17 protein-coding genes are annotated in these 17,146 nt (G+C 39.8%); 16 read left to right on the top strand and 1 reads right to left on the bottom strand.

Features of this window, described 5'->3' with window-relative positions; all coding sequences use genetic code 11:
* Nucleotide 1 precedes the first annotated feature (1 nt).
* The 16 genes from LC091_RS08535 (at nt 2) to LC091_RS08460 (ending at nt 16,162) form a co-directional block, all read left to right on the top strand.
* Nucleotides 2-1,024, top strand: coding sequence for an ABC transporter permease (locus tag LC091_RS08535; protein ID WP_226681600.1), 1,023 nt, complete (start codon nt 2-4; stop codon nt 1,022-1,024).
* Nucleotides 1,002-1,796 carry an ABC transporter ATP-binding protein gene (locus LC091_RS08530; protein ID WP_226681599.1) on the top strand — a complete coding sequence of 265 codons (795 nt, stop codon included), beginning with the start codon at nt 1,002-1,004 and terminating at the stop codon, nt 1,794-1,796. The genes LC091_RS08535 and LC091_RS08530 overlap by 23 nt, the downstream gene beginning before the upstream one ends.
* Nucleotides 1,797-2,155: 359 nt before the next feature.
* Complete coding sequence (locus LC091_RS08525; RefSeq protein ID WP_226681598.1) at nt 2,156-2,302, top strand: hypothetical protein; 147 nt, start codon at nt 2,156-2,158, stop codon at nt 2,300-2,302.
* A 96-nt stretch (nt 2,303-2,398) separates the two neighbouring features.
* On the top strand, nt 2,399-2,782 hold the full coding sequence (locus tag LC091_RS08520) for a thioesterase family protein (RefSeq protein ID WP_226681597.1): 384 nt from the start codon (nt 2,399-2,401) through the stop codon (nt 2,780-2,782).
* Nucleotides 2,783-2,818: 36 nt separating this feature from the next.
* Nucleotides 2,819-3,955: a Leu/Phe/Val dehydrogenase gene (locus tag LC091_RS08515; RefSeq protein ID WP_010193997.1), complete on the top strand. Its 1,137-nt coding sequence runs from the start codon at nt 2,819-2,821 to the stop codon at nt 3,953-3,955.
* A 16-nt stretch (nt 3,956-3,971) separates the two neighbouring features.
* Nucleotides 3,972-5,036 (top strand): pyruvate dehydrogenase (acetyl-transferring) E1 component subunit alpha, encoded by a 1,065-nt coding sequence (gene pdhA / locus LC091_RS08510; RefSeq protein WP_226681596.1) that lies wholly within the window; start codon nt 3,972-3,974, stop codon nt 5,034-5,036.
* Nucleotides 5,037-5,068: 32 nt separating this feature from the next.
* The gene (locus tag LC091_RS08505; protein WP_264179271.1) at nt 5,069-6,031 is read left to right on the top strand and encodes an alpha-ketoacid dehydrogenase subunit beta; all 963 of its coding nucleotides are present in this window, start codon (nt 5,069-5,071) and stop codon (nt 6,029-6,031) included.
* An 18-nt stretch (nt 6,032-6,049) separates the two neighbouring features.
* Nucleotides 6,050-7,294: a dihydrolipoamide acetyltransferase family protein gene (locus tag LC091_RS08500; protein WP_226681594.1), complete on the top strand. Its 1,245-nt coding sequence runs from the start codon at nt 6,050-6,052 to the stop codon at nt 7,292-7,294.
* On the top strand, nt 7,295-8,731 hold the full coding sequence (lpdA, locus tag LC091_RS08495) for a dihydrolipoyl dehydrogenase (protein ID WP_226681593.1): 1,437 nt from the start codon (nt 7,295-7,297) through the stop codon (nt 8,729-8,731).
* A gap of 119 nt (nt 8,732-8,850) precedes the next feature.
* Nucleotides 8,851-9,969, top strand: coding sequence for a 4-hydroxyphenylpyruvate dioxygenase (gene hppD / locus LC091_RS08490; RefSeq protein ID WP_226681592.1), 1,119 nt, complete (start codon nt 8,851-8,853; stop codon nt 9,967-9,969).
* 58 nt (nt 9,970-10,027) lie between these two features.
* Entirely contained in the window at nt 10,028-11,116 is a 1,089-nt protein-coding gene (gene hisC / locus LC091_RS08485) for a histidinol-phosphate transaminase (protein ID WP_226681591.1), read from the top strand.
* A gap of 19 nt (nt 11,117-11,135) precedes the next feature.
* Nucleotides 11,136-11,744: a flavin reductase family protein gene (locus LC091_RS08480; RefSeq protein WP_226681590.1), complete on the top strand. Its 609-nt coding sequence runs from the start codon at nt 11,136-11,138 to the stop codon at nt 11,742-11,744.
* Nucleotides 11,745-11,763: 19 nt separating this feature from the next.
* The gene (locus LC091_RS08475; RefSeq protein WP_226681589.1) at nt 11,764-12,675 is read left to right on the top strand and encodes a fumarylacetoacetate hydrolase family protein; all 912 of its coding nucleotides are present in this window, start codon (nt 11,764-11,766) and stop codon (nt 12,673-12,675) included.
* Between the two features lie 204 nt (nt 12,676-12,879).
* Nucleotides 12,880-14,031 carry a homogentisate 1,2-dioxygenase gene (locus LC091_RS08470; protein WP_226681588.1) on the top strand — a complete coding sequence of 384 codons (1,152 nt, stop codon included), beginning with the start codon at nt 12,880-12,882 and terminating at the stop codon, nt 14,029-14,031.
* Between the two features lie 379 nt (nt 14,032-14,410).
* On the top strand, nt 14,411-15,262 hold the full coding sequence (locus LC091_RS08465; RefSeq protein ID WP_226681587.1) for a CAP domain-containing protein: 852 nt from the start codon (nt 14,411-14,413) through the stop codon (nt 15,260-15,262).
* Between the two features lie 336 nt (nt 15,263-15,598).
* Entirely contained in the window at nt 15,599-16,162 is a 564-nt protein-coding gene (locus LC091_RS08460) for a cell wall hydrolase (RefSeq protein ID WP_226681586.1), read from the top strand.
* Nucleotides 16,163-16,199: 37 nt separating this feature from the next.
* Here LC091_RS08460 and LC091_RS08455 read toward each other — a convergent pair whose 3' ends face one another.
* Nucleotides 16,200-16,916: a hypothetical protein gene (locus LC091_RS08455; protein ID WP_226681585.1), complete on the bottom strand. Its 717-nt coding sequence runs from the start codon at nt 16,914-16,916 to the stop codon at nt 16,200-16,202.
* Nucleotides 16,917-17,146 lie beyond the last annotated feature (230 nt).

Raw genomic sequence — 17,146 nt, 5'->3', positions numbered from 1 at the left:
CATGATAACAGCAATTTTTGGTTCAGTCGAATTGGGAATCATCTACGCAATCATGGCCCTAGGGGTATATCTTTCCTTTAGGGTCCTTGATTTTCCCGATTTGACGGTAGATGGTAGCTTTGTAACTGGTGCTGCAGTTGCTGCGACAATGATTGTCAGTGGCTATAGTCCTGTCACAGCTACAGTGGTAGCGATGTTTGCAGGATTTATCGCAGGCTGCATTACTGGTTCCTTACATACGTTCGGAAAGATTAATCCACTTTTATCAGGTATTTTAATGATGATTGCTCTTTATTCTATCAATTTGCGAATTATGGGAAGATCGAATGTGCCATTATTAAATAGTGATACTTTTTTCACCAACATCCGTACTTGGTGGGGAAGTACTGGAATAGACGAATTTTTGAATAATATGTTTTCAACGATTGGATTAGGAGCTTTTGTACCTAGAACATGGGGAATCATCTTCATCATGTTGATTGTCACGTTTGCAATAAAAATCCTAACCGATCTATTCTTAAAAACAGAAATCGGCTTGGCAATCAGAGCGACGGGTGATAATAAGCGAATGATTCGAAGCCTTTCTGCGAATACTAGCGGACTGGTTATTCTTGGTTTAGGGATTTCCAATGCCATGGTTGCATTTTCAGGTGCATTGATTGCACAGCATGGTGGGTATGCAGATGTCGGAATGGGGATCGGGATGATTATCATTGGATTGGCTTCTGTTATTATCGGAGAGGCCATTTTTGGTACTAGAACGATTGCATGGACGACTTTTGCCGTTATCGGTGGCGCCATCATCTATCGAATAGTCGTGACGCTTGCATTAAGGGTGGAATTCCTAGAAACTGGTGACTTGAAAGCCATTACTGCAACGATTGTTATCTTAGCCCTTATCACCCCTAAATTAATTGATAGCTACAAAGATCGCAAGAGGAAAAAACAGAAGATGCTAAAACTGGGATCTTTACAATCTGCCAATGAAAAGGGGGATCAGCGTGCTACATTTAACACAGATTAACAAAATCTTCAACGAAGGAACTTTAGATGAAAAAAATGCGCTTGATACCATCAACCTTTCTTTGAAAAAAGGAGATTTCGTCACCATTATTGGTAGTAATGGTGCAGGGAAGTCCACCTTGATGAATATGATTTCTGGTGTGCTGACCCCTGATACCGGGCAAGTAGAGATTGATGGCCGCAATGTCACTTATATGGCAGAGCACAAAAGAGCCAAATATATCGGGAGGGTGTTCCAGGACCCTATGGCAGGAACGGCTCCTACGATGACGATTGAAGAGAATCTGGCAATGGCCTATTCACGAAATAAAAATCGCACATTAAAGATGGGCGTGACAAAAAAGAGAAAAACCTATTTCAAAGAGGTGCTGGAAACACTGCACCTTGGTTTGGAAAATAGATTGAGCGCAAAAGTTGGTTTGCTTTCAGGTGGGGAAAGGCAAGCATTGTCACTTTTGATGGCAACATTCACAGAACCTGATATTCTGCTTTTGGATGAGCATACAGCCGCACTTGATCCATCTCGTGCAGAATTGATTACCAACATCACAAAAGAAATTGTTGCAGATAAAGGGTTGACGACATTGATGGTAACCCACAACATGCAGCAGGCTTTGGATCTTGGGAATCGATTGATTATGATGGACAAGGGACAAATCATTCTTGAAGTAGGAGAAGAAGAAAAGAAATCTCTAACCATTGAACGTTTGTTAGCTGAATTCCAGCGAATACGCGGTCAAGCAATGACCAACGACAGAGCATTGTTAAGTTGAATATGTAAGAGGGGAGGATGCCATGAGCAGCTTCCTCTTTTTTATTGTTTAAGAAGATTGTCTTCAGTGTAATTCTTGATTGTCTGGATGAAGACATCAGTGATAAGAAATCTTGAGGAGAGGTGTCGTCATCACCGTTATGAAGACATCAGTGACAAGGAATCTTGAGGAGAGATGTCCTCATCACCGTTATGAAGACATCAGTGACAAGGAATCTTGAGGAGAGATGTCCTCATCACCGTTATGAAGACATTAGTGATAAGAAATCTTGAGGAGAGATGTCCTCATCAACGGTATGAAGACATTAGTGATAAGAAATCAAGAGAAGAGGTGTCGTCATCGCCCGTGTGAAGACATCAGTGGCAAGAAATCAAGGGAAGAGATGTCCTCATCACCGTTATGAAGACATCAGTGACCGAGAAATCAGGAGAAGAGATGTCCTCATCCCCAAGGAAAGGAACAGCGGCGATAAATCACCAATCTACTTAACTTCTCGCTATTTTTAATTGACTATTTATAAAATTTCTACAATTTATTGACGGTTCATTTAACGAAATGTTATTATAGCGTTGAATAAACGTTATACGTTTTGAGGTGAACACATGAAGCCGGAACTAACCATAGGTACAAAACATTCCATTCAAATCACCGTTACCAACAAAATGTTTGCTCAGTTTGAAGGGAAACTAGTGCATCCCGTGTATTCCACAGCAATGATGGTCTATCACATGGAGTGGGTTTCACGGCAAATAATTTTAGGGGTTTTGAAAGAGACAGAAGAAGGAATGGGTGCAGAAGTAAAAGTGAAGCACTTGGCACCGGCAACAGAAGGAACCATCTTAACATTAGAAGCAACGGTAGTCGGGCTTAAGAAAAACTTCATCATCACAAAAGTCCTAATATTTTCTGAAGATGGCATAATGGGCGAAGGGGAAGTCACGCAAGTTATCTTACCAAAAAGTAAAATCAAAACAATGATAGACTAAAAGAATATTAGAAAAAGGGTGGTTGCTTTGACAAATATGAAAACGCTTACTTCTGAAGTTGGAGGAATGGAAATGTTCGATAAGATTCAACAACACCAACAAGTAGTATTCTGTAATGATCCAGATACAGGATTAAAAGCTATTATTGCGATACATAACACAACGTTAGGGCCAGCATTAGGCGGATGCCGCATGCAACCTTATCAATCAGTGGATGCCGCTTTATATGATGTTCTTCGACTTTCAAAAGGGATGACATATAAATGTGCAGCTGCTGATGTGGATTTTGGCGGAGGGAAGGCGGTCATCATTGGTGACCCTAATAAAGACAAAACACCTGAACTATTTAGGGCGTTTGGTCAATTTGTTGAATCATTAAATGGACGTTTTTATACTGGCACTGATATGGGAACTTCACCTGAAGATTTTGTGCATGCCTTAAAAGAAACAAATTGTATCGTGGGTGTAGATGAGGTGTATGGCGGAAGTGGGGATTCCTCCGTTCCTACAGCTCAAGGAGTTATCTACGGAATTGAAGCAACCAACCTTACACTATGGGGGTCTAAAAACCTTTACGGAAAAAGTTATGCAATCCAAGGCCTTGGAAAGGTTGGAGCTAAAGTGGCAGAGCAGCTAATGCATGCTGGAGCTGATATTTATGTGTCTGACATCAATGAATTCGCCATTAACCAACTGGTGTCCAAAGCAAAAGAAATTGGAGCAGGTATTAAAGTGGTTGGCGGAGATGAAATCTATTCTGTTGATGCAGATGTATTTGTACCGTGCGCCCTTGGTGGAATCATTAATGATCAAACGATAGAACAGTTGAAGGTAAAAGCGGTAGTAGGTTCTGCCAATAACCAGCTGATCGAAAATCATCACTGTGCAATGCTGCAGGAAAAAGGAATTCTTTATGCTCCAGATTACATCGTCAATGCCGGTGGACTGATTCAAGTGGCAGATGAATTATATGAACCAAACAAAGAGCGTGTTCTTCGCAAAACAATGGCTATATATAACTCTTTAATGGATGTATATAAAGAAGCAGAGAAAATGAATATTACGACAGTGGAAGCGGCAAATAACTTCTGTGAACAGAGATTAGTAGACAGAAGCAGGAGAAACAGCTTCTTTACCCATTCCAAGCGACCAAAATGGTCAGTACGAGTTTAATAGAGGGGGAAATAAGTTGAACGATCAATTTCCTATCATTCAGATAATTGATAATCAGGGCAATTTCCTTGATAAAACGTATGAAGAAAGAATCACGGAAGATCTTGCAAAGTCTATGTATCGACATTTACTGAGAATTCGCACCTTTGACAAAAAATGTATAAGTCTTCAACGCCAAGGCCGTATCGGGACATATGCACCTTATGAGGGGCAAGAGGCTTCACAAGTCGGCAGTGCGATGGCTCTGAATGAAGATGACTGGCTGTTTCCTTCCTACAGGGATCACGGGGCAACCATGACATTCGGTCACTCCCTCCGCAACATACTTCTTTTTTGGAACGGGAGAAATGAAGGGTGTATTCCTGCTAATGGAAAGAAAGTATTTCCACCGGGTATACCAATTGCTACACAGCTTCCGCATGCTGTAGGCGCAGCCTATGCAGAAAAAAGAAAAGGAACGAACAATGCAAGTATTGTTTATTTCGGGGATGGAGCAACTTCTGAAGGGGACTTTCATGAAGGATTAAACTTTGCAAGCGTTCTTAAGGCGCCGGTTGTGTTTTTTAACCAGAACAATCATTTTGCCATTTCGGTACCTTTATCCAAACAAATGAATACCGAGACAATTGCGCAGAAAGCCCTTGCTTATAATATGAGAAGTGTCCGGATTGACGGAAATGATGTATTTTCCGTTTATTTCCATACGTTGGATTCATTAGCACAAGCAAGAAATGATGAGGGGCCAACATTAATTGAAGCGGTAACATGGAGATATGGTGCCCATACCACTGCGGATGATCCAACCAAATATCGCGACCAATCTGAAAACGAGAAAAGACGCGAGAATGACCCGATTCTACGTTTGGAACGGTTTATGAAAAATCAAGGCTGGTTTAAAGAAGACTGGAAAGAATCAATGTTAGTGGAACTTTCTCAAGAAGTAGATAAGGCTATTGAAGAAATGGAGAGTTTTCCAAAAGCAGACCCTGCAGACATGTTCGACTACGTGTTTGAAAAACCGACATGGGGAATTGAGCAGCAGAAAAAGGAACTTCTTCAACTGATGAGGGGTGAAGCATAGTGGAAACGGCATTGAAAACAAAGACATTGACTATGGTTCAAGCGATTACCGATGGACTGGATACGATGCTTCGGGAAAACGAACATGTACTTCTAATGGGAGAAGACATTGGCGTAAACGGCGGTGTTTTCCGGGCTACAGAAGGCCTGCAAAAAAAATACGGGGAAGACCGAGTCTTAGATACCCCGTTAAGTGAAGCTGGGTTCATCGGAGCTGCAATCGGAATGGCGATAAATGGTTTCCGTCCGGTTACAGAGATACAATTTCTTGGATTTATTTATCCTGCCTACGAACAAATCATGACGCATGCTTCACGAATCAGGGCGAGAACGATGGGGCATTATACCGTCCCTATGGTCATTCGGGCACCATATGGGGCTGGAGTGAGGGCGCCTGAAATTCATTCAGATAGTACAGAGGCGATTTTTACCCATATGCCGGGTATCAAAGTGGTTTGCCCGTCAAACCCATATGACGCCAAAGGTTTATTGATTGCTGCCATCGAGGATCCAGATCCTGTACTATTTTTGGAGCCGATGCGTTGTTATCGATCTGTAAGAGAAGAAGTGCCTGAAGGAAAATATACAGTTGAAATCGGAAAAGGAAAGATTTGCAGGGAAGGGGAGGATGTCACCATTATCGCGTGGGGAGCGATGGTTCCTGTTGCCCTTCAATCAGCAAAAAAACTAGAATCTGAGGGTGTAAGTTGCGAAGTAATCGACCTGAGGAGCCTCTACCCAATTGACAAGGATATTATTGCAGAATCTGTCCAGAAAACTGGTAGAACGGTCATTGTGCACGAAGCCCATGCGGCAACAAGTGTGAGCGGAGATGTTCTTGCCATCATCAATGAAACATCGTTCCTCTATCAAAAGGCACCAGTCGAGCGAGTGACAGGGTTTGACGTTCCTGTTCCTTATTTTGGATTTGAAGACTATTACCTGCCAACTACTGACAGAGTCGTTGCGGCAGTAAATAAAGTGATGAAGTTTTAGTGAAAGGGGGTTCAACATATGATCGAGGTCAAACTTCATGATATTGGCGAAGGCATGACACAGGCTGATATTTTATCTTTCTTTGTTAAAAAAGGAGATAAGGTAAAGCCTGATGAGCCTCTAGTTGAGGTGCAAACAGATAAAATGACTGCTGAAATACCAGCACCAAATGCAGGAGTGATTAAAGAAATATTGGTGAAAGAAGGGGAGACCATTCCTGTTGGGACCACCTTATTTCTATTAGAAGCTCAATCAGCTGGGAAGGAATCCATCACTACTCCCAACCCAGCACATACAAACACTTCCACAAAAACTGTTGAAACAACAAGAGAGCATCAACCTTCAACAAAGTTACATTCATTTAGAATCATGGCAGCCCCTTATACAAGAAAAATTGCAAGGGACGCCGGGGTTGATATTGAACAAATCGAAGGAACCGGTCCTGCTGGTAGAATCACAGATGAAGATGTATATAGATTCATAGAAAGTAAAAAGCAGCCTGCACCGAAAGTGGAAGTAAAGGAACAGCCAGTTCAAACAAAAACAGAATCTACTAAACATCAAGAACCTGCAACGACCATACCATTCAGAGGCCGAAGAAAACAAATAGGCAAAAAAATGTCACAGTCCCTGCTTACCATCCCGCATTGCACTCATTTTGAAGAAGTTGATGTAACCAATATATTAGAACTAAGAGAAATATGGAAAAAAAGCAATCAAAGCATATCAGCAACTGCTCTATTTTTAAAAGCCATATCCATCGCCCTGAAAGATTATCCAATATTTAATGCAAGATTGAACGAACAGGAAGAGACAATCGAGCTGGTAAAGGAACATCATATTGGAATCGCCACAGATACAGAAGACGGTTTAATTGTCCCTGTGATTCGTAATGTGGAAAATAAGTCATTAAAAGAAATCCATGCCAATTTAAAAGAATTAACTAAAAAGGCCCAGGAAAATAAGCTTTCCATGAAAGAATTGACTGGGGGCAGTTTTACTATCAGTAATGTTGGTCCTCTTGGTGGAAGTATTGGCGCCACACCGATTATCAACCAACCTGAAGTAGGCTTGATCTCCTTTCATAAAACCAAAAAGCGTCCAGTTGTAAATGAGCAGGAGGAGATTGTGATAAGGTCTATCATGAACATCTCCATGTCATTTGATCATCGTGTGGCAGATGGAGCTACAGCGGTCGCGTTTACCAACAGGTTGACTCAACTTTTAGAAGAACCAAAATTATTAATGCTGGAGCTGGTTTAAATGGTTGTAGGCGAACTTACTCAAGAACGTGATGTAATGGTCATTGGCGGCGGGCCGGGTGGTTATCACGCTGCAATTAGAGCGGCTCAGTTAGGTCGTCAGGTAACCATCATTGAGAAAAACAAGCTTGGCGGCGTCTGCTTAAATGAAGGATGCATCCCATCCAAAGTACATACTGCAGCAGCTCAGGTCTTCCAACGGATGAAACCTTTTCAGCAGCTCGGGCTGGATACTAGCGGAGTTACATTCGATTTGCCAAGTTTACAAGAACACAAACAAAAGATAGTGGAGCAACTGCTTCAAGGTGTTGTGGCATTATGCAAAGCAAATAAAATCGAGATCATTGAAGGAGAAGCCTCCTTTATATCTGCCAGTAAAATAGGGGTGGAGAATGGGCATCAATACGATACTTTCACTTTTAACGATGTCATTATTGCAACAGGGTGCAATAAGAAGCCAATTGCTGAAATAAAGCCTCAAGCTCTAACACCAACATCCATATGGAATCTGGAAGAATTGCCAAGTGAGCTTATTTTATATGGAAACGACGATTTCACTCTTGAAGCTGCAACCACGTTTAACAGTTTAGGTTCTAAAGTGACATTAATTCTTCCGCCAGAACAGCATGAATTTACATTTGACTCATCCATAAATAAAGAACTGCAGAGACAATTAAAGAAGCAAAAAATAAAACTCTTTAAGGCTGAAATAACTCCCGAGTTTAGGTTCGAGGAGAACCAATGGGAAGTGACGTTTGAGGATGGTAAGAATGAATCAGTAATTCTACAAAGTTCACATCTTTATTGTGCGGAAGAAAGAAAACCGTCAACGGATTCACTTGGTGTTCAGCGTGCAGGCATTCATTTGACCGACGAAGGTTTTATTAAAATAAATGAAGCATGCCGTACAAATGTATCATCCATTTATGCAATTGGTGATATTACAGAAGGTCCTGCCTTGGCAGTTAAAGCGATTAAACAAGGAAAAGTGGCGGCGGAAAACATGGCAGGCCAACATTCCGAATGCGATTTTACGTTTCTTCCTAGAATCGTTCAGACCATCCCCCCAATTGCATCAGTCGGAATGACGGAAACAGATGCTGTTGAAAATGGTTTTGAAGTGAAGGTAGGGGAGAGCACGCTCCAAACGAATGGGTATGCAAGTATTCTTGGACAAAAGGAAGGCTTCAGTAAGACGGTAACGGATGCAAAAACAGATTTAGTATTGGGTATGCATATGTTGGGAGCCCAAGCGGTAGAGATGATTAGTACCGGGACGCTTGCTTTAGAAATGGTTGCAAGACAAGAGGATATGCTGTTCCCTTCCTATCCGCACCCAAGTGTAAATGAAAGTATGTGGGAGTCAGTGGAGGATCTCGATGGAATAGCAATTCATAAGGCCCCGAAAGTGACAAAACAAAAAGTAACATCCTCATGACACGGTGTCGCGTCAAAGCATTCTAGCTTTAAACGGGACTCTTGCAGACTATGAAAATTTTAGATTATATTATATTCAGAATAATAATATTTTTTAGATAAAAATCAGGAGGGGTATTTATGAACGTAGAAAAAACGATGCAAGTAAAAGATCAAGCAGAAGAAGTATTTCCAGTTAAAGATGTTGACTATTTGGAGATTTACACAGGCAACGCTAAACAAGCTTCTCACTTTTTTGCTACCACATTCGGTTTTCAACCTATCGCCTATTCTGGTTTAGAGACAGGCAACAGAGAGACGGTTTCCTATGTGTTAAAACAACGTAATGTACGATTGGTCATTACAGGTTCACTTAAACAGGATACAAAAATTTCTGATTTTGTTAAAAAGCATGGTGACGGAGTAAAGGATATTGCACTTGTCGTGGAAGATGTTGAAAGTGCTTACAACGGAGCGGTAGAAAGAGGAGCAATTGCCATTCAGCCTCCACAAGAACTGACAGACGAGCACGGAACATTGAAAAAAGCAGTAATTGGTACATACGGAGATACCATTCACACATTGGTTGAACGTAAAAATTATAGTGGAGTATTCATGCCTGGATTCAAAGCATACACGAATTCCACTCCAGTTAGAGATGCAGGAATTATTGGCATCGATCATGTGGTAGGAAACGTAGAGCAAATGGAAGAATGGGTTGCTTATTATGAAAAAGTAATGGGCTTTAAAGAAATGACTCACTTTACAGATAAAGATATAAACACAGAATATTCCGCGCTAATGTCAAAAGTAATGCACAATGGCGGCAGAATCAAATTCCCAATTAATGAACCGGCAGAAGGAAAAAGAAAATCACAAATTGAAGAATACTTGGAGTTCTATAATGGCGCAGGTGTTCAGCATATTGCGATTTTGACGGAAGATATTGTGCAGACAGTAAGCAAATTAAAAGAAAATGGTGTTGAGTTCCTTAATACTCCAGATACTTACTATGAAATGTTGTCAGAAAGAGTTGGGGAAATTGATGAGGAGATTGCAAAGCTTCGCGAGCTGAGCATTCTTGTTGACCGAGACGATGAGGGATATCTACTTCAGATCTTTACAAAACCTATCGTAGACAGACCAACTCTTTTCATTGAAGTGATCCAACGTAAAGGTGCAAAAGGCTTTGGGGAAGGAAACTTTAAAGCGCTATTTGAATCCATTGAAAGAGAGCAAGAATTAAGAGGGAATTTGTAAGCAAGTCAGGAGGGGGAGGACCAGTTTCCTCCCTTTTTTATAGGAGGTAGATTAAAACATGGCGGTAAAAGTAAAAAGCCGAGATATTCTCCAGCATATTGCTGCCTACCCTTTAGGGAAAAGCTTGCAGGATATACAGTCGGAATTAGGTATCGCAAATATAAGAAACATGTCTGAAATTGAAAATGTGTTTGGATGTTCGCCGCTTGTAAAAAAACAATTAATGCAAAGGCTGGATTATTTATTTACATACCCTGATGGTTCGGCAAGAGCTCTCTCAACAAAATTGGGGGACTTTTTAGGAGTAGCACAAAATCAGTTGTTCATTGGGAATGGTTCAGATGAAATAATCAGGCTGCTGATCCGAGCTTTTCTGAATACGGAAGAAGAAGCCATTATGGCTGACATTACATTCCCGAGATATAAAACCAACGTGTCCATTGAAGGCGGCAGGCCCGTAATCGTTCCATTAATAAATGGCGTGCATGATTTGGCTGCCATGCTAGCTAATATTACTGAACAGACAAAAATGATTTTTGTCTGCAATCCTAACAATCCAACAGGAACCATTGTAAATAAAGATGAACTTATTTCCTTCATTGAAAAAATACCAGAGCATATCTTGATTGTGTTGGACGAGGCGTACTATGAATATGCAACAAGTGAAGAATACCTTCAATCAATCCCATTATTAGAGAAACATGCCAATCTTGTTATTTTAAGAACGTTTTCTAAAGTATATGGCCTGGCTGGATTAAGAATTGGGTATGGCATCATGGATCCTTCCATATCAGCAGAATTAAACAAAGTGAAAGAGGTTTTCAATGTTAATCAGCTTGGTCAAGCAGCTGCAATGGAAGCCATTATGGATCAGGAATTTAGAAAAGAGTGTATCCTTCGTAATGAACAAGGTAGAGCGTACTTGGAAGCCGAGCTAGAGAAATTAGGTTATACCTATTTCCCTACACAAGCAAATTTCATGATGATACATATCGGCAAAGATGGAAATGAAATCACTCAACAACTACTAACAAAAGGGATCATGGTTAAGTCAGGAGCAGCATTGGGGTATCCAAACAGTATAAGGGTCACGATTTGCTCTATGGAAGATAATCGTTATTTTATAGAGACATTAAAAAATTTGTAGCAAAGTGCAGGTGACAAATATGGATATTCAACCAAGCAATCTTGCCTGGAAAGATGCATACAAGCTGATGGTGGGTTCTATCTTGCCAAGACCCATTGCACTAGTTTCTTCTATTAATAAGGAAGGAGTTGCAAACATCGCTCCTTTCAGTTTTTTTACAGCCATCAGTGCAGAACCGATGCTTGTCTGCTTTTCTCCTATGCGAAGAGGCACTGACGGTTCGAAAAAGGATACCTTATTGAATATTGAAAGTACAAAGGAGTTTGTCATCAATATTGTCAGTGAGGAAATAGTGGAGCAAATGAATATCACAGCAACTGAATTCCCAAGCGATGTGGATGAATTTGAAGAATCAGGTTTTACAAAAGAACCTAGTTCTGTGGTTACACCGCCGCGGGTAAAGGAAAGCCTTGTCCAAATGGAATGCTCTCTGCATGAAGTACTGCATTTCGGTGATGTTCCTGGTTCAGGCAGCCTTGTTATCGGAAAAGTAGAGAGTTTCCACATATCCGATGATCTTTATTTTGATGGGAAAATTGATACAAAGAAACTGAACCCTGTAGGAAGAATGGCAGGAAGTATGTATACCAAGGCCATAAGTGATATGTTCGAACTTCAACGTAAATAAGGAAATGTGAGGGGTTGTCATGAAATATATTACCTTTAGAAATAGCTCTGGTGAGATAAAAGCCGGCTGGATCAATCATGACATGGTTGTTGACATGAACGAAGCATCAGATGGTCTATTACCAAGTGACCTTCTTACATTGATAAATCAATATGAGAAATATAGAGATATCGTAACTCTTCATTTAGACAGTGATATTACAAAAGGTAGATACAAAAGTGAGGAAGTAACACTTCTTGCACCTTTACCTAGACCTGTAAGCATTCGTGATTTTTACGCGTTTGAGGAACATGTTAAGACTGCGCGCGCCAGAAGAGGGCTGGATGTAATTCCGGAATGGTACGAGATTCCTGTTTTTTATTTTACCAACCACTTGGCCATTAAAGGACCTGAGGAATGGATCGACAAACCATCAACTTGCGAGTGGCTCGATTATGAGCTGGAAATTGCCTGCATCATTGGAAAAGAAGGCAGAAATATAAAAGCCCAGGATGCCGAGGAGTACATTTTTGGCTATTGCATCATGAATGACTGGAGTGCAAGGGATCTGCAAGCAAAAGAGATGAAGGTTGGCTTGGGCCCAGCAAAGGGAAAAGATTTTGCGACATCCTTAGGACCTGTCATTGTGACACCTGAAGAACTTGAATCATTTAAAACAAGTAAAGGCTATGACTTAGAAATGACTGCTTCTGTTAATGGAAGTTTACTTTCTAAAGGGAATTTCGAGCAGATTCACTATACATTTGCTCAAATGATAGAAAGAGCATCAGCCGATGTTACATTATACCCTGGAGAAGTGATAGGTTCTGGAACGGTTGGTACCGGCTGCATCCTCGAACTCGGAACTGAAGTACACCGCTGGCTACAACCCGGTGATGAAGTAGAACTAACCATCACAGGTCTAGGCACATTGAAAAACACAATAAAATAAGTGTGTTGTTGCAGAAAGTAATATCCAGCATTTAGTGGATTGGAGCGGAAGGCACTCGACTCCGGCGGGAGGTAGCGGTAGACTTGAGACCCCGCAACGAAGTGAGGAGGCTCAAGCACCGCCCCGCGGAAAGCGAGTGCCTGCAGCGAAAAGGAACGATCAAACTTTAAGTAACAACAACTAAACATATAATGAGGTGAGCTCATGTATTATCGTAAAATGGGAGAAATACCACATAAACGCCACACGATGTTCAAAAAAGAAGACGGCACATTATATAGAGAACAGGTAATGGGGACCAAAGGTTTTTCAGGTACACAATCCATCCTCTATCATCACTACCTTCCGACAGAAGTGGTAAAATCCACGGTACTTGGCAGCTATATGCCGGAATACGAAGAACAAGAAGCCTTGAATCATCGCCACCTACTAACCACGTCACTAGAGACCAAAGGAAACGCACTAGATGCCAGAGAGTATTTATTAGGAAACAGTGATCTCTTAATAGGAACAGCACTGGTCACGGAGAAAATGGAGAATTATTACCGAAATGGAGACGGAGACGAACTTCTATTCATCCATTACGGTTCAGGTAAAGTAGAAACCATGTTTGGGACGATTACTTACCGCCCGGGAGATTATGTGACCATCCCAATTGGTACGATCTACCGTGTCGTTCCGAATGAAGAAACAAAAATTCTCTTCATTGAATCTTTTAGTCAACTAACCACACCTAGAAGGTATCGCAATGAATATGGTCAGATGTTGGAACACAGTCCATTTTGCGAACGTGACTTCAGAGGGCCTGAAGCGTTAGAAACATTTACAGATAAAGGCGAGTATGAGGTAATCACCAAAACAAGGGGATATTTGCATTCACACGTACTAGGGCATCACCCGCTTGATGTTGTGGGGTGGGACGGTTATCTCTATCCCTGGGTATTTAATATAGAAGATTTTGAGCCAATAACAGGAAGGGTTCATCAGCCACCTCCAGTCCACCAGACGTTTGAAGGTCATAACTTTGTTGTTTGTTCTTTCGTGCCAAGATTATACGATTATCACCCAGAAGCAATACCGGCTCCGTATTATCATAGTAACGTGAACAGTGATGAACTTCTCTATTATGTGGCAGGAAACTTCATGAGCCGCAAAGGAATAGAGGAAGGATCCATCACGTTACATCCTTCAGGAATCCCACATGGCCCGCATCCTGGTACCACTGAGGCTAGTATCGGCAAGAAGGAGACCTTGGAGCTTGCAGTCATGATAGATACCTTCAAACCTTTGAAGGTGGTAAAAAAAGCTCACGGTATTGAAGATAAAAAGTATATGTTCACTTGGATAGAAAAATAATTTTGTGTGAAACACCAAGCTTACCAAAAAGCTTGGTGTTTTTATGGTTTTTTTATCCATAAAAGTAAGATTTCCTGTAAATAATGTAACATAACAGTACTATCTTGTAATAAAATGGACGGTATTAAAACTTGTCAACACCATTTTTTTAGTATAATTTTAATCTGTTTCATTTTACTGGAAAAACACTTAAAATATATTGATTTAAACATTCTATGAAATCCGTTGATACATAAAGATTCTTGTAGTATATGGATATTTATAGAAAATTAACATTTTCAATATCCACATTATTCCTCTAATATTACACAAAACCCATGATATGATTTTCGTGTAGCAAGAAAGCAACACAAAAAACTTTCAAGGGGGAAACACACCTATGAAAATCAACAAAAAGTCAATCATCACTGCTGTAACTACTGCAGCTGTATTAACAGCAGCACCATTCGGAATGAATGCAAAGGCAGAATCAAACGCACCAACTAAACCAACATGTGACTTAACAAACAAAGTCACTTCATTTAATAGTAATAAAGCATTCACTAACCAAGAAGATGCAAAAGCATTCTTAGACGGTTATGTAAAAGAACTAGAAGAAAAATACGGCGTAAAAGTAAACTTAAATGGCGCACCATCTGCTGAAGCGGCTGAAAAGGAAGCTCCAAAGCAAGAAGCACCAAAACAAGCTGAGCAGAAGCCTGCTGAAAAAGTAGAAGCTCCTAAAGAAGAAAAAGCGGAAGCTCCTGCTGAAGCACCTAAACAAGAAGCACCTAAGCAAGAAGCTCAAGCACCACAACAACAAGCTCCACAGCAAAACACTGAAAAACCAGCAACTGAACAAACTGCTGGCGCTGTAAGTGAATTTGAAAAGAAAGTTGTAGAATTAACAAACGCTGAGCGTGAAAAACAAGGTCTAGCTCCACTTGAGTTAGATGTAGAATTAAGCAAAGTGGCAAAGGATAAGTCCAAAGATATGCAACAAAACAATTATTTCTCTCATAACAGCCCGACTCACGGATCTCCATTTGATATGATGAAGAAATATGGAATTCAGTACAACGCTGCTGGTGAAAACATTGCACAAGGTCAACAAAGCCCTGAAGAAGTTGTAAATGCTTGGATGAATTCTGAAGGTCACCGTGCAAATATCATGAACGAAAACTTCACTCACATTGGTGTAGGTCATGTGGAAGAAGGTAACTATTGGACTCAAATGTTCATCGGAAAATAATATAGGCACTAAATAAAAGGCAGCCACTCGGCTGCCTTTTTCCTATATCTGGGGTACCGCCAACATTTTGACATAAAACCCACGCTAATACAATTGTGGAAATATTATATTGATTTCGCCTACTCTAAGGGGGAAATGAAGATTGTTAGTAGCTAAATAGTCAGTAAGGATGTTGGTAAATTGAAATCATGTATCTACTAAATAATGTCTAAAAATGCAAGAAAATAGAGAAAAATAATTTTCCAATTCAAGGATATTTAGGGAGGAATTGTAATATAACAGGCTGAATTATTAATTAGTAACAATATTAAATGGGAGAAAGGGAGATTACTTAGAATGTACAAGTTATTTTTATTAACCTTTGCTTGTTTTGTTGGGATTTTAATTTTCAGTTTAGCCTCTCCGGCATCTGCATCTGCAGCAGGTGCATGTTTGACCGATAAAAGTGGTTTAACAGAATTTCAAGGTTTAACTAGTACAGATTTATTAGCTCGTCTAATATATTCTGAAGCAGAAGGTGAGTCGCTTACAGGAAAACGGGGTGTTGCTTATGTTGTCAAAAATAGAATAAATAAAAATTTATCTGTCTTTGGCGGTAATACATACTCAGGAGTAATATTAAAGCAGGGAGAATTTCAAGGTATGACAACAAGCAGAGCGCGTTGTCCACAGACAAGTACCCAAGCATGGAAAGATAGCTTAAGTATTGCAACTAATTCGGGAACTAATCCAGTAGGTAAAACATTATGGTTTAATACTAATAGCGTATACAAAGCAAGGAGCTTTCCTTTTCCTGGATGGTTAGATGGCTATACTTTTGATGGGGGAATATCGTACTCAGAAGTTGTTGAGAAAGTTATTGTTGGAAATCACACGTTTTTTAGGGTTTACCCATATTAAACCTACAAAAGCATCCGTCCTAGTGACGGATGCTTTATTAATTTGCAATAGGTTTAAAATCGATTTTATCTAATCTGTATTTATCATCTTTGTATCTATAGGTTATAATAAAATCACCAATATAACCTCCTACAGGAGCTACTTGGGCACCAATTATAGCAGTGAGTTTATTATTTATAACATCATATCTAATTAAGTTAGCTGTTACAACTGATGAAAACAAATCCTTAGTATCTATCCCCAAGTTTTTTATATCCATTTTAACTTGTTTTTCCTCATGTATGGTTATTATAACTTGAGATGGAGTTATCTTTGTTTTCACATTTTTTTCTATAATTTCTTTAGGGTTTTGAACAGGTATTTCATATATATGTTCTCCATCATCATGCAAAACATGTACTTCTTGTTCAATTACCCCTGTACCATAACCTAAGGTCAATATTATTACTAAATCTTTTAAACCATCGCTATTTAAGTCTGAATAAAACAACTTAGGGTAATATGTTTGATTAGAAACATTTTTCCATGATGGAAACTTTAATCTTTGTTCATCAAAGTTAAGTTGAAAATTTTTAAGATAATCTCCCTTAACATCTGCATATAATTTTATGTTTGCTTCCTCGATCTCACCAACATTTACTCCAATGTTACTTACTAATAATTCTTTAATCTCTAATTGCTGAGCACTGGATTGCGGTGAAAAATAAGCACAGAGTAGTATGCAAACAGTATATAATATCATAACTTTTCTCATAATTAACCTCCAATTTTATTTTATTTTTTGTTTTAAAGCCTAAGTTTATTCATAAGGTCAAAATGTCTTTAACATGAGACTAAAACTTATAAAAATCCCAAAAACGAACGTTTTAGGGAAAAATTCAATCCTTCTATAATTAACTTGAATTTTGTTGTTTTAAACTCCCTAAACTATTCCCTTTATCATCCTCCCTAAAATTGACTTATTAACCGAATTAGGGAATGATT

Source organism: Sutcliffiella horikoshii (assembly GCF_020524325.1).
Classification (GTDB): Bacteria; Bacillota; Bacilli; order Bacillales; family Bacillaceae_I; genus Sutcliffiella_A; species Sutcliffiella_A horikoshii_D.
This window is presented reverse-complemented; position numbering and strand designations above follow the sequence as displayed.